The organism is Paraburkholderia podalyriae, from assembly GCF_014397785.1.
Lineage (GTDB): Bacteria > Pseudomonadota > Gammaproteobacteria > Burkholderiales > Burkholderiaceae > Paraburkholderia > Paraburkholderia podalyriae.
In genome coordinates, this window is sequence record NZ_VZQQ01000054.1 from 19,851 (window position 1) to 42,556 (window position 22,706).

General features: G+C 54.2%; 12 protein-coding genes and 4 pseudogenes. 14 read left to right on the plus strand and 2 right to left on the minus strand.

Annotation, left to right across the window (positions count from 1 at the left end; translation table 11 throughout):
• Positions 1-54 precede the first annotated feature (54 nt).
• Together F6X42_RS33840 and F6X42_RS33845 are read left to right on the plus strand one after the other, a co-directional pair.
• The gene (locus tag F6X42_RS33840; RefSeq protein WP_187638345.1) at positions 55-1,956 is read left to right on the plus strand and encodes an ATP-dependent nuclease; all 1,902 of its coding nucleotides are present in this window, start codon (positions 55-57) and stop codon (positions 1,954-1,956) included.
• Positions 1,949-3,367, plus strand: a complete 1,419-nt coding sequence (locus tag F6X42_RS33845; protein WP_187638346.1) for a UvrD-helicase domain-containing protein — start codon at positions 1,949-1,951, stop codon at positions 3,365-3,367. The genes F6X42_RS33840 and F6X42_RS33845 overlap by 8 nt, the downstream gene beginning before the upstream one ends.
• A gap of 97 nt (positions 3,368-3,464) precedes the next feature.
• On the opposite strand, the gene F6X42_RS33850 is transcribed toward F6X42_RS33845, so the two are convergent.
• Complete coding sequence (locus tag F6X42_RS33850) at positions 3,465-3,683, minus strand: DUF6566 family protein (RefSeq protein WP_187638347.1); 219 nt, start codon at positions 3,681-3,683, stop codon at positions 3,465-3,467.
• Positions 3,684-4,029: 346 nt separating this feature from the next.
• Positions 4,030-4,344, minus strand: coding sequence for a hypothetical protein (locus tag F6X42_RS33855; RefSeq protein WP_187638348.1), 315 nt, complete (start codon positions 4,342-4,344; stop codon positions 4,030-4,032).
• Positions 4,345-4,431: 87 nt separating this feature from the next.
• On the opposite strand from F6X42_RS33855, the pseudogene F6X42_RS44500 reads away from it, so the two are divergent.
• The 12 genes and pseudogenes from F6X42_RS44500 to F6X42_RS33905 all read left to right on the plus strand — a co-directional run bounded on the left by F6X42_RS44500 (position 4,432) and on the right by F6X42_RS33905 (position 22,633).
• Positions 4,432-4,939: pseudogene (locus F6X42_RS44500) on the plus strand (ImuA family protein).
• Positions 4,869-5,704, plus strand: a pseudogene (locus tag F6X42_RS33860) (Y-family DNA polymerase). The pseudogenes F6X42_RS44500 and F6X42_RS33860 overlap by 71 nt, the downstream one beginning before the upstream one ends.
• 5 nt (positions 5,705-5,709) lie before the next feature.
• Positions 5,710-5,901: pseudogene (locus tag F6X42_RS33865) on the plus strand (PHP domain-containing protein); the annotation flags it as partial.
• 271 nt (positions 5,902-6,172) lie between these two features.
• Entirely contained in the window at positions 6,173-7,384 is a 1,212-nt protein-coding gene (locus F6X42_RS33870) for a Druantia anti-phage system protein DruA (protein WP_187638349.1), read from the plus strand.
• A gap of 48 nt (positions 7,385-7,432) precedes the next feature.
• Positions 7,433-7,591: pseudogene (locus tag F6X42_RS46455) on the plus strand (competence protein CoiA family protein); the annotation flags it as partial.
• 141 nt (positions 7,592-7,732) lie between these two features.
• Positions 7,733-9,112 carry a hypothetical protein gene (locus F6X42_RS33875; RefSeq protein WP_187638350.1) on the plus strand — a complete coding sequence of 460 codons (1,380 nt, stop codon included), beginning with the start codon at positions 7,733-7,735 and terminating at the stop codon, positions 9,110-9,112.
• On the plus strand, positions 9,109-11,043 hold the full coding sequence (locus F6X42_RS33880; RefSeq protein WP_187638351.1) for a hypothetical protein: 1,935 nt from the start codon (positions 9,109-9,111) through the stop codon (positions 11,041-11,043). Before F6X42_RS33875 ends, F6X42_RS33880 begins: the two co-directional genes overlap by 4 nt.
• On the plus strand, positions 11,040-12,101 hold the full coding sequence (druD, locus tag F6X42_RS33885) for a Druantia-type antiviral defence protein DruD (protein ID WP_187638352.1): 1,062 nt from the start codon (positions 11,040-11,042) through the stop codon (positions 12,099-12,101). The genes F6X42_RS33880 and druD overlap by 4 nt, the downstream gene beginning before the upstream one ends.
• A 3-nt stretch (positions 12,102-12,104) precedes the next feature.
• Positions 12,105-17,660: a DEAD/DEAH box helicase family protein gene (locus tag F6X42_RS33890; RefSeq protein ID WP_187638353.1), complete on the plus strand. Its 5,556-nt coding sequence runs from the start codon at positions 12,105-12,107 to the stop codon at positions 17,658-17,660.
• A gap of 737 nt (positions 17,661-18,397) precedes the next feature.
• A complete protein-coding gene (locus tag F6X42_RS33895; protein WP_187638354.1) occupies positions 18,398-19,573 on the plus strand; it encodes a tyrosine-type recombinase/integrase in 1,176 nt (391 codons plus the stop codon).
• Positions 19,567-21,318 (plus strand): site-specific integrase, encoded by a 1,752-nt coding sequence (locus F6X42_RS33900; protein ID WP_187638355.1) that lies wholly within the window; start codon positions 19,567-19,569, stop codon positions 21,316-21,318. The genes F6X42_RS33895 and F6X42_RS33900 overlap by 7 nt, the downstream gene beginning before the upstream one ends.
• The gene (locus tag F6X42_RS33905) at positions 21,311-22,633 is read left to right on the plus strand and encodes a hypothetical protein (protein WP_187638356.1); all 1,323 of its coding nucleotides are present in this window, start codon (positions 21,311-21,313) and stop codon (positions 22,631-22,633) included. Before F6X42_RS33900 ends, F6X42_RS33905 begins: the two co-directional genes overlap by 8 nt.
• Positions 22,634-22,706: the final 73 nt, after the last annotated feature.

Consider the following 22,706-nt stretch of genomic DNA (forward strand, 5'->3'; position numbering starts at 1 on the left):
AATGTTGGCGATGTCTCCGGTCATGCAGGCTGTGATGCCCTGCGCAACACGGTCATGCTCATCGCTTTCCATCATCTCGTGCCCGCCCGTTCTGAAAAATGTGACCGTCAGGACGACGAAGATGGCGCCAATGATTGTGTGGAGAACCGTGATGTAGTTGAAGGAACCGGGATGTGGCACTATTCACATCGAAGACAGTCGGGCTCTCTTTCGTCTATCGACCTTCTGGGGATATTGCCAGTGCATATCGAGTACTTGTGGATTAGCCATTTTCGAGGCATTGAAAGCCTGAGTTGGCGACCGGCGCGGGGCATTAACTGCCTGATTGGTCCTGGTGACAGCGCGAAGACGACCATTCTTGATGCGTTAGAACTGTTATTCGCTGAGCGCCAGGTTGTGACCTTCGATGACCTCGACTTTTATGACACCGACACCTCGAAGGCGATTTCGATAAGTTCTGTCTTGTCTGGGCTTCCCGCCGAGTTCCTGCGCGACGACCGGTACGGCCTATTGCTGTCGGGATGGAATGCGGCGACCGGACAGTGGACTCCTGAGCCGGCGGAACATCTCGGCGTCAAGCCAGTACTAATCCTGCAGCTTGACGTCGACAGTACGCTCGAGCCGTCGTGGTCAATCTACGTTTCGCGTAGCGGTACAGTGGACAAGTCCCGGCGTTTGAGCTTTGCGGACCGCAAGGCAATGGCTCCGGCAAGGCTCGGCGTGTACGCCGACCGCCATCTTTCTTGGGGTCGGGGCTCGTCCCTTCAGCGGGTTGGCTCGCACCCGGAACAGCTACCAGCGACGCTCAACGGCCTGCTACGCTCAGCACGCGACAACTTTGCAGCGGTTAGTGCCACGGCGTTCTCCGATGTAGTGAACGCAATCGCGCCCGACATCGCCAAGCTAGGTGTGAGTGTCCGGAGCGGGTTGGTCGCAAATCTTGACCACACCAGCTTCTCGATGAATGCGAGTGGCATAGCGCTGCATGATGGAAATGTGCCGATGCGTTGCATGGGAACAGGTTCGTCTCGTCTGGCGGTGGCCGCATTGCAGAGCGCCGAATCCGCCGGGAGACAGTTCCTGCTGGTCGACGAACTCGAGTACGGCCTGGAGCCACATCGTATTTCACTTCTTGTCAGCCATTTGCGTCAGCGCGTCGCCAGCAGCGGGCAGGCGTTTATAACGACTCATTCGACGGCGGTTCTTCGCGAAGTGCGTTTTGATGAAGTTTTCGTTTGTCGACGCAATGCGAATGACGGCACTGTGAAAATTTCTGAGGCCGCGACGACCACTACGCCGGTCCTTGAAGCGAAGCGATACGTTCGCGACAAGGGCGAGGCCCTGCTTGGAAAGACGGTGCTCGTTTGCGAGGGCCAAACGGAAATCGGGTTGCTGAAAGGTTTCGCCGAGGGAACGGGTCGAAATTTTCAGGCAAGCGGTGTCGTTCTCGTAGACGGCGGCGGTGACCCAACAGTGTTCGCCGTCGCACTGCACTTCGCCAAGCTAGGCTACCGCACGGCGGTACTCACGGACAGCGACCGGCCAATGGACAAGAAAACGTTCGAGGAACTCGTGACGTGCGGCGTTCGCCATTTCGCATGGGGGCAGTCGCGCTGCACCGAGGAGGAACTGCTTTCTGGACTGCCCGTCGCTCTGTTGGGCGACCTGCTTGCATTGATTGCCGAAAGTATCAGCCTTCCCCGGTTGTTACAGGAGCTCTCGCGGTTGGCGCAAGTCACCTTCAACAGCCTCGATGAAGTTGCACCATATCTTTCGAACCCGACGGCGGTGCAGGCGATTGGAAGCCAGGCGAACAGGTCGAAGTGGATTAAGAACCACTTCGACCTTTGTTTTGAAATTGGTTCGAAGGTTCTGTCTACGGCTGACCTGCTGGGCGAGGGCAGCCTCGATGGTCATCTGCGATTGCTCACTGACTGGTTGACGGCCAATGATTGAGGTCGCCGTCGGGCAAATGCTGGCAACGCGAAAGGGAGCCATCGAGGCTCCTGCCGGTACGGGAAAGACCGAACAGATTGCGCTCGTAGCCGGCACTCTTCCGGGGCGCTGGCTCGTGCTTACGCATACGGTCGCGGGTGTTGACGCAATCCGGAAGCGATTGAAGAAGTACTCAGTGCCTGACGCGAAGGCCCAAGTCGAAACGATATCAGCATGGTCTCACCGCTGGGCGCGCGCATTTCCCGAGAATTCGCATCTACCAGTTCAATGGACGACAAAGGAAAACGATTGGTCGACAGTTCAGCGTGCTGCCGCTGACCTCGTCGAGAGCGGTGCGGTCCAGAGCGTCCTGGCTGCGTCTTACGATGGCGTGCTGGTGGATGAGTATCAGGATTGCTCGGAATCGCAGCATCGATTGATATGCGCACTCGGTCGGATTATGCGCTGCTATGTGTTTGGAGACCCGTTGCAGGCAATCTTCGGCTTCACCCAAACTGACCGCGTCGTCGATTGGCATACGCGCGCTCTGCCCGAGTTTCCCTTGGCTGGACAGCTCGCGACACCGCATCGTTGGAATGCCGTTGGCAATGGAGACCTAGGAGCCTGGTTGTTATTTGCACGCGCCGGAATTCAGGCAGGGAACATCGACTTGACCAAAGCACCGCGCTGCGTCGAGTGGGTCCAATGTGAGGCTAGACAGCCCGTCACTGATTTGGGCCAGTTCTGTTCAGTTCGTACGCAGCAACCCGGGCAGACGATGGCGGTACTCGATTCCAGCTTCGACGCAGTACGTCGTGCCAAGCTGGCGAAAACCATTGGCGGCACGACCGTCGAACCGGTGTCCGGTAGATGCGAGCGCGGCTTCTACGACTCCGTGCGCAATACCACCGGTATGAAGCGTGTGGCGGCCGTCCTTGATTTTGCAAGCACTGCATTTGCGGGAGCTGACGCCTCAGGCAAGAAAAAACGGGTCGAAAGTCTGGTGGCAAACCCGGGGCGCCAGAGAATCCCTGCGTCTCCTGCAGAGATTGCGCTTTGCGCGGTCGCGCGCGATGCCTCATTCCGGAGTGTCGTGGATGCGTTGCAGTGCATCGAAGTCGAAGGCGGTGTTACTGTGACTCGGCCAGAGCTCGTCTACGGGATTAAGGCCTCTTTACGCCTTTGCGTTGAGAATCTGGGTCTCTCACTGGAAGACGCGACATGGCAAGTTGCCAACACGCGACGCGAGCGTGGCCGAATCGTGCGCAACCGGTCCGTCGGAAGCACGTTGCTCGTCAAGGGACTGGAATTCGACCACATTGTTATAACACCGGATGCGTGCCGGACCAGGCTTGAGTGGTACGTCGCGCTGACACGCGCGACCCGGTCCGTGCGAGTGCTCTCGCCACACCAGTTATTCACCGTCGGCTGACGAGTCGCTGATTGTTTTTTGCACGAGGCTTCTGGTTCTGATGCTCCGACTCGGCGCAACCTGTGAGGAATTTTGTGCGTTGCCGATTCGGTACTGACTACCGGAGGCTATCAATCCATGCACGCGCCCAATCCAGGCCGGCATGTTGCGCCTCTTCTTCTGTGTCGAAGTACGCGAGGATGCCTGAGGATTCAACCAGCTTGCCGCTCAACGTTATGGTTCCGCTCGCCGCATAGCGTTCCGGTTGAAGGATGTCCGCTTGCTGCAGGATGGCATGCCCCCATACACTGTAGCCGTGATAGAGCAGCGACTCCATCAGTGGGAAACCACAGCAAAGGCCCCGCGAGCAGTTACGCGGAGCACATTGCCTTCGGGTGTTATTTGTCGTGGAATGTCTGACGTGTCTGGCTCGTTCGCGGGAACGGCTTCTTGCAAGTGGCGTTGCTTCGCCATGAGCTTGGGCGTAGCTGTCGGCGCGAGCCGCGCGCGCACCTTCACCGTATGCGGAACCACATGTCGATGAACTGCGAGCTTGTGCGTAGTCTTGACGTGCCGGGGCGCGGACGCACGTGCCTCTGGTGGATTCCAAACTTCCGTGTAGGTGCCAGCCGCGAACACAGTCGGCGCGAGCGTGGCCATCATTAACGCCAATCCAATTCTTGTCACGAATTCTCCTTGCTGGTTGTTCGTTTCAGCCACTCCTTGCAACCAATACCCTGTCCGACGCATCCGCCATCACATCCGGGGCAATACTGCCGGTCTCGTAAGGCAGCGTTGGCGCGCCACACGTTCTCGTTTGCCGGACTTGCTGTCCCAACAGCGTGGCCATTTTCGCACGCGTAAAAGCCAGGCTCGCCAGCTTTTCCACGCCTGACCGCATCGTCAATTGCCTCGTCTCCGAATGCAGAGCGTACTTCTGCGACGAATGCAGCCATCTCAGGCATCGGATGGTCGGCCTTGCGAATGCGGGCATCCATGGTTCAGCCTCCGATTAAAAGTGTCAGTTCATTATCTCAAAATTGCGTGTACGATACTGTATAAATATACAGGTTTTTGAGCCACCTATGTCTACCGGTACCGTTCGCGTTGAGGAAATACACCCGTCCCTGTGGCGAGCGTCCCAGCTCGCGCGCAGTCGTGGACGGGTTGTGGAGACTGGGTATCCTGCGCTGTCGGCAGAGTTGCCGGGCGGTGGATGGCCGGTTGGCGCGCTGGTAGACCTGCTTGTCCAGCAGGCCGGCGTGGGCGAGATGCGACTGCTTCGTCCAGCGCTTAGTACCTTCCCTCCGACGACTACATCTGGCTGCGCAGTCGTCGGAGACGCTTTTCTTTATGGTCCGCCCCCTGGCAGCAGCACAGGACGCATCTCCCGCCGTTTTGCGGCTGGCGCTGCGGCCGGAACGGGAAGGTCTGACCGTCGACATTGCAAAGCGACGAGGTCCAGCACGCGTAGAACCTCTGTCGATTCCACTTCAACCAACCCCCGTCCTGTTTTCGCACCATGCGCGTATTCCTCGCCGTCCACTTACCCCGGTTGCAACTCGAGGTCTTCCGGCCAAGGTGGTTGCCTGAGTCAGCGAATGGCAGCGTTGTCCTCGACCGGGGCAAGGTGCTGATTGCGGACGGCGTCGCGAAGTCTGCGGGTGTGCGGGTCGGCATGAAACGCGGTGGTGTGCTGACACAGGCCCCCGAGGTTGAAATGTATGAGCGGGACCCATCGATTGAACACGCGGCACAACGCGAAGTGGCTGTGGCGCTCATGCAGTTCTCGCCTGACGTTGCTGTGCTCGACGAGGCCGTCGTCGTTGCAGACATCGGCGCGAGCCTGCGTCTTTTTGGCGGACTGCTTGCAATCTGCCGGCAGACCAAAGGAATCCTCGAAGCCATTGGACTCACCGCGCGCATCAGTGCTGCTCCGACGGGTCAGGGCGCATGGTTGCTCGCGAGAAACCGGAACCGGCGCGCGCTCAAGCTCGACTCGCTCGAACGACAGCTATTGCTGATTACCGTCCCGAGACTGCCAATCGATGGGTGCCGGTTGCTAGCGCCTCGAAAAGCACGGCGCTGCCAGAGCGATTTCCGCGACCAACATGGCTGCTGGAGAAGCCCGTACGTCTCCTGATGCGCAAACACCGACCGTTTTACGGGTCACCGTTGAGGATGGTGTCGCCAGGCGAGCGCATCGAGGCCGGCTGGTTCGACGGTGAGCTTGTGACGCGCGACTATTTCGTCGCACAGGGGGATGACCAGAGCTGCTTCTGGATATACCGCGAGCGCGTCAGCAGTCGAGACGCGGAGGAAGACCAGAGATGGTTTCTCCACGGCCTGTTCGGATGACGCGCATGGACTCTACCTTTTCCGCGCTGCCGGACTACGCCGAGCTGTTTTGTTTTTCGAACTTCACTTTTCTGCATGGAGCCTCCCATGCGGAAGAACTGGCCGAGCGCGCGGCGCAGCTCGGCTACTCGGCCCTCGCGATAACTGACGAGTGTTCGCTTGCCGGTGTGGTCCGCGCGCACGTCGCGGCGAAAGAAGCAAAGCTTCACTGCTCGGCGTGTTGGGAGTTTGGCAATGCGAGGGCGAAGTGCGACATTTGGTTGCGCAACGGCTCGTCGACATGTCGCATCTATTAGGTGAGCTGCCGTCCGCAAGCCGGAATTTTTGCTAATAGCAGCCAGCGTAGCGTCGGCTATAGTACGGAGGCCCGGCCGCGACAAGGTCCGCAGGTTAATAATTGATTCGACTTATAATTGCGCGGCTCCGAGCGGGAGCACATTTCGACCACCCCGTTGACGCAAGAACTGCATGCCTCCCAATCCGACCGGACGAATTATCCAAATTAGCACGCGAGAAGCGCTTCTAAAGCGCAGGCTGCGCCGACATCTCGCCAGCCTGGGTTTCAGTCGAACGCAGAATGGTGGACTGGAGGCGCCGGGGGCGACAAAAGACATTATCCGGCAGTTGCATGCACCGCAGCGGAAAGAAATCCTGCGCGGTCAATCGGAATTCATAGCGCGCCAGTTACCCAAGCTGCAGGAATATTTCGCCTCGGGAACCGATGTATGCGTGGAGCATATCCGTCCGCGAGTCGAACGAGTAGCCAGTGGCACTTGGCAGGCGGAACTTTTTCGGCTCGCGTCTCTTACGTGGTCGGTGCCTGTATCGAGTGGCTTCGGCCGGCGGCTTCGATATCTGGTGTGGGACGACAACAACGGGAAACTGCTTGGCATCTTTGCCATCGGCGACCCGGTGTTTAACTTATCCGCAAGAGACAAACACATTGGATGGACCGGCAACGACCGAGCAGACCGCTTGGTTAATGTGATGGACGCTTACGTGCTCGGAGCTGTTCCGCCATACAACATGCTTCTCGGTGGAAAGCTCGTGGCGTGTCTGATACGCAGTAGGGACATCTATGATGAGTTTGCGGTCGCCTACGGTGACGCGCGCGGTATCATCTCCCAGGAGCAAAAAAAGCCGAGGCTGCTAGCTGTGACGACGTCGTCGTCAATGGGGCGTTCATCTTTGTATAACCGACTTAAGCTCGGCGGAATTCAATATTTTGACAGCCTGGGTTACAGCGGAGGCTGGGGACATTTCCACGTGCCAGAGGGCCTATTTGCAGATTTGCGCGAATATTTGCGAGATACTGGTCACCCATACGCTGATACTCACGAATACGGGGACGGCCCGAATTGGCGGATACGGACAATTCGCGCGGCGATGAGCTCTTTGGGTTTCAAAGGCGACGTCTTGAAACACGGCATCCAGAGAGAAGTTTTTATTTCCCTTCTTGCCGACAACGCAATTACAATTCTCCGAAACGGTAAGGGCAAGCCGAAGCTGGCAACGTTGCGTTCCGCCCCCGAAATCGGGTCAGTCGCGGTAGAGCGATGGATGATTCGCCGTGCGGAAACACGACCAGAATACATGCAGTGGTCAGTAAATATGCTGCCGCAATTGATAAAGGCGTCATATTCAAGACGGCAAGTTGGCCTCAACAACAAAGTAGCATAACGTCCGACCGGGCTCTGAAGAGGCAAGGCGGAAACCCGGGGGTATACCTTGAGAGAGGCCCTGAACAGAATAACGGGGCGGTACGTCGACGCGGAGAAGGCGATTGACGGCCGTCGGCTTTATCAATGCCCGGAGTGTCGCGCTCCGGTGTCCCTGCGCGCCGGCCGGTCGAAGCAAGCCTATTTCGCGCACATGCCGGGTAGCAGCGGCAAGGATTGCGGCCTTTACGTCGAAGCTCTCTCGTCCGGTAACGGCGCTCTCGCTATTCTTCCCAATTATTTCGACGGGGCATGGGAGATTAGCCTAGGTCTACGCCTATCGGATTCACGCGCTCCTCAAGGATGGGGCTTGGAACTGACAATTCCGACCGGCGACTTCTCCGGCGCGGAAATCACCGTCGATGTCGGCGGAAGGACCCAGGTGATTCGTTGCACCGGCGGCAATGAGAGCGTAAGGAATGTTACTGCCGAGCCCCAGGCAGCGCACTATGAGGTCGTGTCTGTGCTTCCGCACCACACGGCTGTGGCCACAAATCTCCAACGCAATTGTCCGGGTCTGGCAGCGGACCATGCAACAGCGTTTGGCGAAATAGGTCGCCCGGGTAACCACGTCATCGCCCGAGTTCGTGAGCTGAAAATCGGGCGAACATACGTATTAGTTTGGCCTGCGGCCATCGCTCCGGAATTTCCTGACCAAGTGGAACGAGAGTCGCTGAAGCCGCGTAAGGATTGGGAGGCGGCTCTGGTCACGCTGTCTCATCCGCTCAATCCCTGCGTTCAAAGCTGGCTACAAAAATTCACGAGACTGCCGATAACCACGTCTCTACCGGAGATTGTGCCGGTTTGGCCACCGCTGACCCGGAAAGTCACTGCGGGATTCATTGAAGCAGTACCGAAGGCGGACGTCACCTTCTATGCAGGACATTTAACGCCTCGCGGAACGCAAGGGATGAATGCGATGTTTGCGCGTTCGCCGGCCCAAACGATTGGGCAGAACGCAAAGACCGTCAGCGAGTCATTCTTTCGGCTAATCACTGAGGGTGAGTCTGTCATAGAGTTGACATGCCTAGAGCCAGTACGCACACAGCTCACGATTGACCTTGCCTTGAAAAACGAAGTCCTGTCGGCGGGCTCGGTAGACCTTGTCGGAATCGACGTCGACGGTGCCGTTACGGCGGTCGAGTTACATAGCCAGGCGTCGGTTGGTTGGTTTAACGACATCCGTCGCAAAAAGGTCAAGTTCTCTTACTTGGCAATTCCTCCCCACGTGAGCGGCGACCTACTCGCCGGTAGTGACGGAATCTGGGAAAAACGCTTACCGCTCCAAGCCACGAGCGCGCGAGCGCAGCATAAAAGCGGCGCAAGATTGTTGGGTGCCGCCATCGCTGAGCAACTCGCCAAAATCATATTGAATCCAAGCCTCGATTTGCTCTTGGACTTTGGAGCGTTCGGTCGAGTGATTTCCACTGGATGGCTCACGAACCATGTGCCGCAGGCAGTATCGCTTCCTGCAGAGCTTCGAGGTCGGCTGTTGGCACATCTTTTTCAAACTCGACGGCAACTCTTCCCGGCGTTAAATGCCCAGAAAATATCCGATACAGAAATTGTATTGGCCTTTCTGCAAAGCACGCCGGATATTGCCAGCACGGCATCTTGGCGAACGCTAAAAGCGGCGCTGGAATCTTCAAGCAGAAGTGTGGCCGGAAGCCGTATGCAGGAGACCAAATGACTTTCACGTACTGCCAAACCGCAAAGCAGCGAATTGCCCAGCAGGGCGCTGCTTCTATCGCTGCATTTCTAGACGAGGTGCCTCTCGCAGTTCGACAAAAAATCGTCAAAGCCCTGCCGACGATACCTGGTTTCCGCAAAAACAGTGCTCCGGAATTCAAGAAAAAATGCGAGAGATTGGTTGGTGCGATTGCGCATGCTCCAGGCGAAAAGTTTCGGGCTGCGACTGCTGAATGGAACGTGTTTGGTGGGATATGGGCATCATGGGGGTATGAAAAATTTCATCAAGCCTTCCCGAAGGGTCCGCACAGCTTTGCAGACATATCGCAGGAAGGAGCACTTGAGTTTCTTCGCAAGCTCGTTGAAGCAGAAAAGTCAGGTTGCGCGCGGGAAGACGTCGAACGTCTTGTTTTGTTCAGCGGCCTGCCAACCAGCGACGTCGTATCTGCGTTCGTCGGCGCACTGCCGCTGAGGGCTGCTCTCGAGCGGGACCGTGCCCTCGCGAAGTTACCCGAGGATGTAGCCACGCTTCAACGCAAGGTCTCCGATATCGGGCGGAATACCGAAAAACTTGCTCAGGAGATGCGTGCAGTTATGACGGATTCGTCAACTGCCGCGCACACAGCTCAGCGCGCATTCGATGCGATGGAGGACGCACAGCGCAGACTTTCCGAACTACCGAAGCCGACCTCAGGTCCTCCATTGAAGGAGGTTGCCGCTCTGTCGGAACAAATCGCCGCCCAGACCAAGCACTTCGACTCGCGTTTGAAAAAAAGTCTGGACGCCTGGCAGGCTTCGGAAAATGACCTACACAGTAAGTATCGTTCGTTGCAGGAAAGTGTTAGCTCGCTCGCTAGCGAAATAGTCAGCATAAAAGTGTCGGTCTCTGCCGCCAACGAGTGCTATCAAACCCTAGTCCAAACACAGACGACTAGCTCCGATTTCGCGTCTAGGCCGAACGACGAGTCGATGGCAATCGCGCTCGAAATCGGTCCGAGACCAATCGCAGGAGTGGTCAAATGGGTTGAAACGCCATCAAGAAAAGAATCCGAGCGATTCGACCTATTGGAAACAATCTTCCAGTTTACACACGATAATCTTGTTGCTACCGGCGTTCGGCAGACAGACGCCGATGGCGTTGCTCGAACCATTGTCGCGGCGACGCTCGCGGGCCAATTGATTCAGTTTTGCGGTTCATTGGCCGATGTCTTAGGGGGTGCTGCAGCCACTTGTGTAGGTGGGGGCAAAGTCCTGTCTTGGCAGGTGCCACTCGGCCTCTGCGACGGAAATGACGTTGAGGCTCTCCTACGACAAGCCGCCGGGGCAGTGCCGAAAGCGCAAGCTCTTTTGTTAAGAGGCGTTAACCGGTCTGCCTTTGAAATCTATGGGTCTGGCATTCGCGACGTTGTCTTGCAGCGTCAGTTCTCACGCACTTTGGCAGCGAACTCTCAAATGACCTTTATTGCGACATGGGCTGAAGGTCCAGCTACGTTGCCAGGAGGCGCAACTCTCATTGAGCTCGGCCCGGTAGTTGATTCCGATGAGTTAGCATGGAGTAGTTCTGCTGACTGGGGCAAGCAAAAGCTTGGGGAATTTGTTTTTGATGACCGGTCCGTCGGCGAATTACAGTCCACGTTCGGGGACGAGATAGCCGAGGCTTTGCGTTTGATTGATGCGCTCGAGCTCCCTCGGAACCGCTTCTGGCGGACGGCGTTTTCCCGCTATATTTCCATTCTGTTCGCCCTGCCCGGTTCAACCTACGGGAGTAGCCTTTCCCTCGCGCTGTCGACGTGGGTTCTACCGTGGGCCAAGTCGAAGGGCGTCACGAGAGACAAGCTTGAAGCCGCAATCAAAGCATGTGCTTCCGAGCAACTCAAGGTCGAATCCGTGCGCAGTGCACTTAAAGAGTTGCTCGCTGAGGTCGTGGCGTGAAGCTCGAGTCTGTATCACGCATTGAGACTCTTAAATCTATCGAGAAGGAGTTTGGCTACGGCGGCGAAGAGGCAGTCACCCGGCTAGCGGCCTTAAGCGAACACATTCGAGCGGCGGTGTTATTAGAAAGTCAACGGGACGGGGGGGAACAGATAACGCCAGTTGCAACAGCGACAATCACTCGTACCGTCCGTCAACGCCTTTCTCCGCTCTGGACGGAGTTCGCCGGTGATGACCAGACCAGTGACCCAGTTCTTGAAGGGCTTGGTCACTTGGCTATGCTCGGCGAGTTGATGAAGGTGGACTCTTCGCATTGGATTCCCGCACCGTCCCGCACGATTTCAGTCGACCATGATACTAGGGTACTTATCGCTGCCTCACCCCTCGCAGCGTTGCCGCTTCGCTTGCGCAAAGCGATTCAGGTCGCAGGAAGGGCGAGGTTAATTGATATAAAAAGTGCCCCTTCGGAAAGCACGTTACCGTTGCAGCGATTGACCGATTGGATGCGTTGTCCTCATGACCAGGTCGGCGTTTGGTCGCAAGCGTTCATCGAACATTACGCAAAAAAAATGTCAGCCGTAGAGGGTGTCGAAGGGGCGGAGCTATTTCTCCACGGGACTTGGCAACAGCTTAACGCGTTAAAGCAGCAACCTGTCGGAACACAGTTGTACCGGCGTAAAGTGTTCATATACGGTAGTCCGACGAGCGAATACGGACTGTGCCGTCTGCGTGAGACCGTTGACAGCCGAGCAGAAGTAGCGGCAGCTTTAGTCATTGATAAGCAGGACGCGCGACGTATCCAAGGCGCTATGCAATCGCCGTCTGGGAGCTCACAACCAATGAAGCTCCAGCGCAATGTCTCTACTGCCACACTCGTCTTGCCCAGGCCTTTGCCCGCGCCCGAAAATGCCTTTTTAAGTTTGGGATGGAAATTAGCCGACCAGAAGCCGTCGGATTGGCCAAAGCGGTACGCTTTTTCCGCACGCTTGGTGCCGTTGCTCAAGAGTGCCGTCGAGTTGATAGGGTATCAATTAATCGAACAGCCTAGCGGGGAGTAGTCAATGCAAGACGATGAAAAAGGTAAACGCTACGGCGTTCATGACACGGTTTTCGGACTGCACGAGGGGTTGCGGCAATATATCGAGGCGCAGTACCACATACGGGACGAAGGGCTAGTCTCGGAGCGCAACGCGCTGCTCAAGCAACCTCAGGTTATTGCTCAGAAAGCCTTCGTTGAGGCGACCCCGGTCTATGCATTTGGGGAGTCTTATGAAAAGCTTGATATTCCCGAGCGGGCAAAAAAGGCATTGCTTGAGATAGCATCTGTATCGGATAACAGCGGGTTGTATCCCACACCGTATAAGCATCAAGCGGATGCCCTTGAATCATTTCTGGGAGCGGAGCGCAAGGACTTGGTTGTAGCGACGGGCACCGGTTCGGGCAAAACTGAAAGCTTTCTCATGCCTATCGTTGCTTCACTGGCCATCGAAAGCGAAGAGCGGGTGACGAGTCGTTCGTTGCCTGGATGCAGAGCGATATTGCTCTATCCGATGAACGCGTTGGTCAACGACCAAGTCGCTCGAATTCGGCGTCTATTGGGCAACACGCGGGTTAGCAAAATCGTTAGCGAGGGGCGTGGTCGTCCTGTGAGATTTGGAAGTTATACCGGTCGGACGGCTTATCCTGGTCCGCGCAGCAGTGGGCGAGATAGCTCGCGTATCGCGCCATTGTTCGAGGACTTCTACAACAGGATTGAAGAGAAGCCCGAACTTAAGGCGCAACTGCAGAAGCTCGGGCGCTGGCCTAGCAAGGACCTGCATCGGTTCTACAATGCGGAAGCCAGTGAGAAAAAAGTCTATAAAACCGGCGCAAAAAAGGCGGGCAAGGAATATGTCAGCCGCAACTGGCAGTACAGGTTGATTACCCAGAAAGATGACCGGGAAATGATGACTCGGCACGAGATGCAAAAAGAGTGCCCCGACGTTCTGGTCACAAACTATTCGATGTTGGAATATATGCTGATGCGACCCATCGAGCGTCGCATTTTTGAAGATACAGAACGATGGTTGAAAACTGATGAGCGGAATGAGCTCATCTTGGTTCTCGATGAGGCGCACATGTACCGTGGTGCCGGTGGGGCAGAAGTCGCATTGCTTATCCGGAGGCTTATAGCTCGTCTAGGAATATCCCGGTCAAGAGTGAGATGTATCTTGACAAGTGCGAGTTTGGGAGACGGTCCCGATGCGATTCGTGACGCCGAGCAATTCGCTATTGACCTCACAGGGACTTCCGACGTTGCTGGTTCCCGACAGTTTAAGGTGGTGAAAGGTACGCTCGAAGCAAGGCCCGACGGGCGACCGGCAAACGAGACGGAAATCGATGCCCTTAGCCAGTTCCGGATTGACCGGTTCGCGTCTGTATTGACTTCGTGGTCGGATGCATTGGACGAGGTGCGGAGTTTAGCGGCGAGACTCGGGTGGGACGGGCCACCGGATGAATTCAACGACATTCCCGACTATCTTTTCGGTCAACTTTCCAAACTTGGACCGGTTGACCTTCTTGTCAATCATGTATCAGGACACGCAACGGCGCTAGATGCTCTCACTGCATTGGTATGCCCGGATTCATCTTCCGACGTTGGCGAGCGAGTCATAGATAGTCTTCTTGCCCTCTGCTCGCACGCAAAGCGGACGGACGGGCGAGTCCTCCTTCCGACTCGCCTGCATCTCTTTCACCGAGGCCTTCCAGGCTTATACGCGTGCGTGGACCCGAACTGTACCGAGCGCCTCGTGAAGACCGAAGGCGCAGCGATTTTAGGTCGCTTTCACACAAAGCCGATGCTCTCATGCACTTGCGGGACCAAGGCGCGCGTTTTCGACTTCTATACGCACCGCGACTGTGGCGCGGCGTTCATCACCGGCTGGGTCGACGAGAACGTCGACTTCGTTTGGCATAAACCTGAGACCGTCGACTCGAGAAACAAGAACAGGAGGCTCTATCCGATTGAAATTCTAGTCGAATCAAAGGCTCACTCATCAAGTCATTGTTCCGATGCATGGCTCCATTTGGAGACTGGTCGATTAGTGAGGGCTCGACCGTCTGCCATGCATGGTTTCAGGCACGTTCGCATCCCTGACAAAAACATTGATGTCGCGGAGGAAATGACCTTCGACGAATGTCCGGTTTGTTGTCGTAGAACTCGAAAGTCGCCGGACGACCCCTCTAAAATCATGGACCATGTGACCAAAGGAGAGGCTCCTTTTGCAACGCTGGTTCGTGCGCAGATGTTTCATCAGCCCCCGAGCCGACAGCGAGAGGAGAAATTCCCGAATGCCGGCAGAAAAGTTCTCGTGTTCTCGGATGGGAGGCAGAAGGCAGCGCGTCTCGCGCGAGACATGCCGCGCGACATGGAGCTAGACTTGTTTCGGCAGGCGGTGGCTGTCGCAGCGAAGTTGCTGACAGCGATTAAGCGAGAGACAAAGCCCACGGGCACTGTTCTTTACGTCGCGTTCTTGGTGGCACTCGCGAGAAACAATGTGTCGATGTTCGACGGCAACGACGCGGAGACACTAGACCAGCATATCGGTGCGCTCCGTCGTGACTTTGGTGAAGATTTGCAGGAGGCGCTCAACGAAAGCTTCCATCCCGGCGAGCCGCCGTGGCGATATCGCATTCTACTTTTGAAGCTGTTGTGTAGCAGTTACTATTCCCTGAGTGGGACAACCATCGGCTTTGTCGAGCCAGGTAAGCTTGCGTTTCCGAAGCTCGTGACACAAGTTGAAGGCTTGGGTCTGAAACTGAGCGCCGCGCAGATTCGAGGATTGTCGGTCGCGTGGATAGATGAATTGCTGGGCGACTTTTCGTTTGAAGTTCAGTTTCCCCCGCATTTGAGAGAAAAGGCCAATGGCTTCTATCGGCCGCACTGGGGAAGCAAAGGTCAGTTCGGTAGTCAGTTCCGCCGTGCCCTAGTGCACGGTCACGGCCTAACAGAGACAGACGTTAAGAAGATAGAAGAAGTGCTTTGTGCGGTACTAGCCGATAACAAGGAAGGGTTCTATCTCAATTCCAACGCGTTAAAACTGACCATCGACCTTGAACATAAGTGGGTGCAGTGCGGGGAATGCACGAGCCTAATGCCAATTACTCTCGATGGCGCATGCCTCTCATGCGGTTCGCGCGAAACGCAGTTGCTTGACCCCGCGAGCGACCCTTATTTGAAGGCGCGAAAGTCGTTCTGGCGTTTGCCTGTTGCCGCCGCCTTGGCGCCCGATGCGGTTATTAGCAACATGTCGGTTGAAGAGCACACTGCGCAACTGTCGAATCGAGACTACCGAAATGTCCACTCGACGACGGAGCTCCACGAGTTACGTTTTCAGGACATCTTGTTGGCGGAAAGGGACCGGCCCGTTGATGTGCTTAGTTGCACGACTACAATGGAAGTCGGTATTGATATCGGGTCTTTGGTTGCCGTTGCACTTAGAAATGTGCCGCCGCAGCGCGAGAATTATCAACAGCGCGCTGGACGCGCTGGGCGTCGCGGTTCGTCCGTCTCGTCTGTCGTCGCCTTTTCCCAAAACGGGCCACATGATAGTTACTACTTCCTGAATGCTGCTCGAATGGTGGCGGGTCCGCCGCGAAGCCCAGAACTAAAAATTGACAATCCGAAGATTGCGATACGACATGTACATGCGTTTCTAATTCAGACTTTCTTCCAAGACCCAACTGTTGAGGGTGCGAAAGCTGGAAATGGTAGTGCCATGTTGCAGAAAGCGCTGGGTAAGACGCGCGATTTCTTTCTGGCACAATCTGACGGTCCAAACTTCTCCAATTTTGGTAGATGGATGGAGAAGAACGTATTCAGCGCACCTCATACCTTGGCTCGAGTCATCGCCGACTGGCTACCGGGTGGTCTAAACGTCGGGACCGTCGATGTCTTTGATTGGGTGCTGGACACCTGTCGGAAGTTGATGGTGAAGCTGAGTGCTCTCGCCGTTGAGGTTCGTTCGTTGCCGCCGGCGAATGACGGTAGCGACCGGCATGATGCTGCCGAAGAGGACAGCGAGGAGACTGACGACGACGCCGCCGAAGAAAGGCAACTCGAGCAGGAAGATTTGCTCGAGTATCTGTTCTTCCATCAGTTATTACCAACGTATGCATTTCCAACAAGTCTGTGCAGCTTCCTAGTTGAGGAATGGAAGAAGAATTCGAAAGGTTACTCCGAAATAAAGTTGGAGCAGCAGCCGCAGCAGTCAACGGGCCAGGCGCTCAGCGAATACGCTCCCGGCAGACTCGTTGTTATCAACAAGAAGACCTACCGCTCCGGGGGGGTGTTTGCCAGCGGGCCGGCTTCTGACGGCAATAGAGCGGCCGAACTGTTTGAGGCTCATCGAGCGAAGTGGCTAGTAATCTGCGAAGCATGTTCGTTTGTTCAGAATCCGTATGCTGGGGCGAAATCGCTCGCCGTTTGTCCGGTATGTGAAGGGCCACTGAAGAACCGTTTGATGATTCAGCCAGAAATATTTGGTCCAGAGAAAGCAAGAGCACTCTCTGAGGAGGACCGAGACCAGGAATTTACATACGCGACGATGGCGCAGTTTCCGCAACCTACGGATGCCGAGACGTTTGATTTCAGGGATGGCGGTAAGTATCTGCGATATGCACATACGGAAGACCGACGGCTATTAACGTTGAACAAAGGCAAGACCGTTGATAGGGAGGGCTACGGATTCTCCGTTTGTCGAAAATGCGGTTGCGCCGAGGTGTTCGATGCAGAAAATCTGAAATCTGGGAAGCATTCACGTCCATATCTAGTAGCCGGTAAGGCCATTCCGCGTGAGTGTGACGGCGAGTTCGTGCAAACGTTCTTAGGCTATGACTTTTCGACGGACCTTTTGCTTCTTCGCTTTGAAATTGCAGCGCCCCTCGTAACGGATGTGGCTTCCTCAAGCGTGGTGCAAATACTTGAGAGTGCTGCGTACAGTCTGGCAGAAGCCTTGCGGTTGGCGGCGAGTCGGCATCGGCAGCTCGACCTCGACCCAACCGAGTTCGGCTCTGGTCACCGAATTTTGCCGACGAATGCGGATGGTCACGTATCTCTCGATATTTATCTTTATGACACTCTTTCGGGTGGGGCTGGCTATGCCGAACTCGCTGCGAAATACTTCAAAGAGGTCGTGGAGGAAACGCTTTCCCTACTTGAGGGGTGCGATTGCGATACGTCATGCACCGACTGTCTCGACCATTTCCACAATCAACATTTGAAACCCCAACTCGACCGCAAGTTGGCCGCTGCGTTGCTTCGTTATGGACTCTTCGGTACCTTACCGAAGAGTGCCGTACCCGAAGTGCAAGTGTTGCAACTTCGTAAGCTTGCGAGCAGCTTGGCGCTGGATGGCATCGAGTGCGAATTTGGTGCCTCCGTGGCCGGCACAGACATACCGCTTCGCGCAAAATTGAACTCGAAGTCGTTATCAATCAATTTGTATCCGAGTTTGCTCGCTGCGTCAGATGTTGAGCTTGATAAGAAAGCGGGCGCCTCCATGTACCAACTGACGGAAATTGCACTGAGACGCGATTTGCCTGCTGTGCACGCCGAGATACGTAGGAGGTTGACGTAATCTTGCTCAGGGTTGGGGGAAAAGCGCCGGATACCTACGAGCCCCTCAGCGGGAAAGGGTCGAACTTCCAAGCGAGCGTCAGACATTAGGCCTGGAGCTCGCCGGCCCTTCCGCGTGGAATTCTCAGCCCACAATTGACATGCTGGATTAAGTCCAGACGTCGGTATTAAAGGTTCGCCGGGTCGTCGAAGACGACCCGAATGGCGCGACGGCCGAACCGCAAAAAATTGCAGGTCGTAGTTATTGCCGTGGGACGTTAGCCTCAACAGGAATTGATAGGGGTCGGCACTTGGCCTGTAGTAGGAAGGAGTTCAACACGAACTCGCGGCGTTGCCGTCTGGCTTCCCCTCATCTTCGACTTGTCGGCAACTTTCACGTTGTGTCTCATCAGCGTGTCCGCTCTTCTGCGCCAAAAATGTTGCTATGGCACAACGAGCTATCGGGCCATCAAACACCGTGCTTCGTGCTATTTAACGCCAAAACAGCGTTTTTAATATTTAATGCATTAGCAGGTGTAAATGCGATTTTTCTTATCAAATGCCAAGAAGCGCGTTCTGTGGGATATTTTCAGAAACACTCGCTTAACTGATTGATGGTCGCGTAAATTAACTGACAGTTGCCTATAAACCTCAGAAAATGTCAAGCTCGGTCAAAATTATATAAAAAGCGAATCCTATTTTGAATCGCCCTGCTACGATGCGACGCAATTGAACCCTTCGGGTTGGAGAGCGTAGAACATGGCTGGCGAGCACTTTCGGAAGATTATTCAGAGGGCGGAGCGGCTAACAGATTTCTATGTCCACGTTCGCAAGTCACAGTATCCCGCCGAGATAACCATTTACGATGACCGGGGAAGAATTGTCTCCCTAGCTACCCGTTGGCTGGCCGACGTCGAATATACCAATGCATGTGGAAGCCGTGAGACCTTCGCGAGATATGTTATTTATCTCCTTCGATGGATGCGGAGAAGCGGGAGTTTAGTCCGGCTCTCTGTTGACGAGGCTTTGCGCACACTAACTCGAAATCATATTAAAGCTTGGATAGATGACTCAAGTGACTCAAAAAAATTAAAGGCATCTACCATTCATCAAAGAGAAAGCGTGATAGCTGCGTTCATTGAGTGGATGGAAAAAAACCACATACGTGATGAAACCGACACACCATATAGAAGTGGAAAATTAATCACTAAAGATAGCCATAACGGACTGCCGCAGGCTATTTCAGAAGAAAAATTTATTAGGTTACTAAACGGGTATCACAACGAATCAGAACGATGCATGTTGCATGGGATGTATGACACAGGTATGCGTATTTCGGAGATATGTCGCCTAAGAAATAGAGACTTACCTGACGAGCATGACTTCGACGGTAAAAAGGGTTTGCTGCCAATTCGTATCCAAGGGAGTAAGGGCAGAGGGGGGCACCTTGTCGAAAGGAATTCGATTATATCGCTGCCACTGCTCGCGAGGATTCGAAAATATCACAATTCTGACCCTGCATATGTCCGCCGTTACCCGCGAAGACATGACCCGGACAACTTAGTTTTTCTGAGCGCAACAGGGAAAGAGCTGAGTCGCCCGAACGTACATAAGCAACTCAAACGAGCTGCCGGGAGGGCAGGATTGAACCCGGAGAGCGTGCGAACCCACACCCCTCGGCACTCTTTCTCCTTTGAAGTGTTGATGGCGCATGACCTCGCTGCGGAAACTGGCACACGCTACGTGATGCTGACAACGTTATTGGGCCACCGCGACCCAAATTCTACGAAAGTCTATAGCCGGGTCCACCCAGAAGTGCTGGAGGCCATGAGAACCGAATTGTTTTCGAAATATGAAGCGGCTTGCCGAATCGCGGAGGCCACAACGCTCGCGCCCTTGAAGCACACGGAAAAACGAGGACATAAAACATGCTGAATATATCTCGCAATCTACCAGAGCCGACGGTGCGTAACCCGTTCGTTCAAGTTGAATACATTTTCGACAGATATTGTGAAGATGGAAACGGTGAACGAAGCACTGTTAATACTCTCCTTAAACGCTACAAGGTATATCTAGACCAAAAATTTGGTGTCGGTCGCCCTCTCTTTTTGGCGGATGTTTGGAATGAGTCAGCTCTCATCGATTTTTCTATGTGGGCAAAGAGCCAAAAAGCGTATAAAAGCGGTCGTCCACTGGGCTCTGGTACTCAAGCCACTATGTCTTATTCGTTGCGAGGGATAATACGGTACGCCTACGACGAGCGCTATATTAATATGTTGCCTTTCATAGCTCCTATGAAGAGCATGGGGCGCGAGACATCTGTGCGTAATGCATACTCTCAGAACGAGGAGATGAAAATTCTCGACGCTATTGGTCCGGAAATACGCTATGCACATCGCGCGATGCAACCGTACATTCGTACAGGTGCTGGGAGCGCACCGGAAAGACGGAAGCCAATAACGAAAGAACAGCTGACTTATGTCTTCGAAAATTCACTTAATTGCATTCCGATAAGTGCGACTCAACTGTATCTCCACTATCGGAAGGAGCTAGATGCGGCAATTCGTCTGTACGGGAGTGTCGACGCCTGGTATCGGAGTCTGGGCGTAGCCGAGATTGTCTCGTCGGACTTAATAATGCCATTTGTATATAAGCTGGCGTGGGAAACAGGTTTGAATGTCGAATCTATTTTGAGTCTTCGGCGAGATTGTTTTATCGCGAAACATCCGCTCACGGCAATGCCTTGTATTATGTACTATAAGGAGCGCAGTCAAGGGGAGGCGTCATATCCTGTTGAGCTGCTCGAGGCAAACCTTCAGTCTAAACAAAGTTCCGTGGTAAAAAACACAATCAATCAGATTTTGAAATTAACCAGCGGACTTGTCGAATCGGCTGAAGAAGAAGATAAAAACATGCTACTTCTCGTCCAAGTTACTCGCAAACAGAAAGGTCGCGGTACGCGGGGAGCAGTGTCAAGATTGAAAGTTAGACATCTTACGAAATGGTCGAGAGCGTTCTTTACACCTTCCATCAAATACACAAATCCGCACAACTCGGACGAAAACATCAATGCGAGTCGCTTTCGCCCAACCTTTGTTGCTCGGCTAGTGCTAGAGGGTGTTGATATTTTCCACATATCTGCTTTGCTAAATCACGTCAATATTTCGACCACGTATGCATATTTAGATGAGCATGGACTCAGTCCGCAGTTTGATATGGATATGCGCAAACATCTGAATCAAATTAAGCAGAATGGACGAGAACTTAGAAAGACGATTCCAATTGTGGTCGCGTCGGATGCAGCTCCCGAAGAGGTGTACCTGGCTAGTGGGCTCTGTCATTGCAAAAACCCATATAATCCGCCCAAAAAGATACGGCTGGCATCCAAGTTCATCCCCGGCAAAGCATGCACTTACTATGATATGTGTTTGCTATGTAAAAATATTTTAATAACAGAATACGATTTGCCGAAGCTAATAAACCATCGCCTGAATTTGCAAATAGAGTTAGACAAAGGTGTTGGCGCGGAGCCAAGGAAGGCCCTTTATAGGAAGCAGTTATATGTGTTGAATGAGGTGCTGGCGCCCGACGAATTCTTTACCGAAGATGAGCTGCAACGAGCCGCGATATTGGCTAAACAATCTGACTTCGACCACTTCGACGATTTTCTTTATGAGTAAAAATAAGAGAAACGTTTTTGCCCAGTTGCCACCGAATGCTTACCAAGTTGAACCGGCAGGCCGCGACGCGATTCTTCCAACATCTGCGGTCAATGAATATTGCTTGTTTGATTCGCAAACATGGCCGCTAAATCCACCGGAATCCTTAAAAGCGACTACGGCCGGGGACCATAGTGTCGTCATTAGCTGGTCTCCAATTTTTGAACGGTTGCCACATGGAGTCGCTAACGACCTGAAAATTTTTGCTTATATATACGTTGCACGACCATACTTGATTGGGCGTCCGCGAATTCCTGACGCGGTGACTATAGTGACTAGAGTTCGAGCGTTGGTAACCGCCTTGTGTCGATTGAAGGAGGAAAAGGGATTTACATCTTTCAGGCAGCTTTCTTTGGTCACAGTTGTGGAATATCTGCGAACCGCCAGAAATCTAAACCAGGTTAAGGCAGCTTTTTTGTTACTTTGCCATCCCAACGTTGGTAAATTCTTGGCAGGGCGCTTTTTCCCATTCAATGCAACCCAGCTTCGACGAGCGCTTCAGGATGCGCCGCCTGCCCCATCTCCTAAAGTAGATTCACCGGAGGACATATTGAGCATGCCAAAGCATGGATATCAGGTGCTTCCTGCTCCGCTGTTTCTCTTCTTTACAATCGAAAACCAGAAAATTTTAGGTAATTTTCTGACGCTGATGGGAATTGCTGTCCGAGATGCTGATTTTGACATTAGGCAGGCAGAAGAGGAACTTGCCTGTTGGGGAAATTTCAAAAATGCATTTAAATCGTACGTAAGGCTACGCAAACTTACAAGAGGGGAGCCGGATACTAAAAAACGTGACGTGTTAAGAGTCTCGCTCGAAAAAAAGTTTTACAAGACCTACGGATTCCGTGTTAGCGCGCTCGCGAATTTTCTCGACCAAGCTCAGATGGCGGGGATATCTCAAATCCTACTCTACACGGGAATGCGATATGAGGAAATCACGCTGTTGCAAAAAGGCTGCTTGAGGTCCGACGCTTGGGGACAAAGTATTTACTCTACGGAGGTGAAAAGACGCAAGCGTAGTAGCCAAGATGTCCGGCCCACTGCGGAATTGTTTGATAAGTGGGTCGCCATTGACATCTTGGTGGACGCCATTCATGTGCTCGAAACTTTGTGCGATGTTAAGGATACGAAATGGCTAACGGCCACCGTGAACGGGAATCAATCGGACCGTAAGGAGAAGGTCGGGCCGATGGGGAATACTGCGTTGAATGGTCGGTTGAAGGTAAGCGCCCGGCAATGGCACCCTGGGGAGTGCCTACGAGCGATCAGGCGGTGATCGGCGCCCAGCGATGAGGCAGTAGCTGAGCGATGTGGTCGGCGCGATGCGTTGGCAAGCGATTCAGTACGTC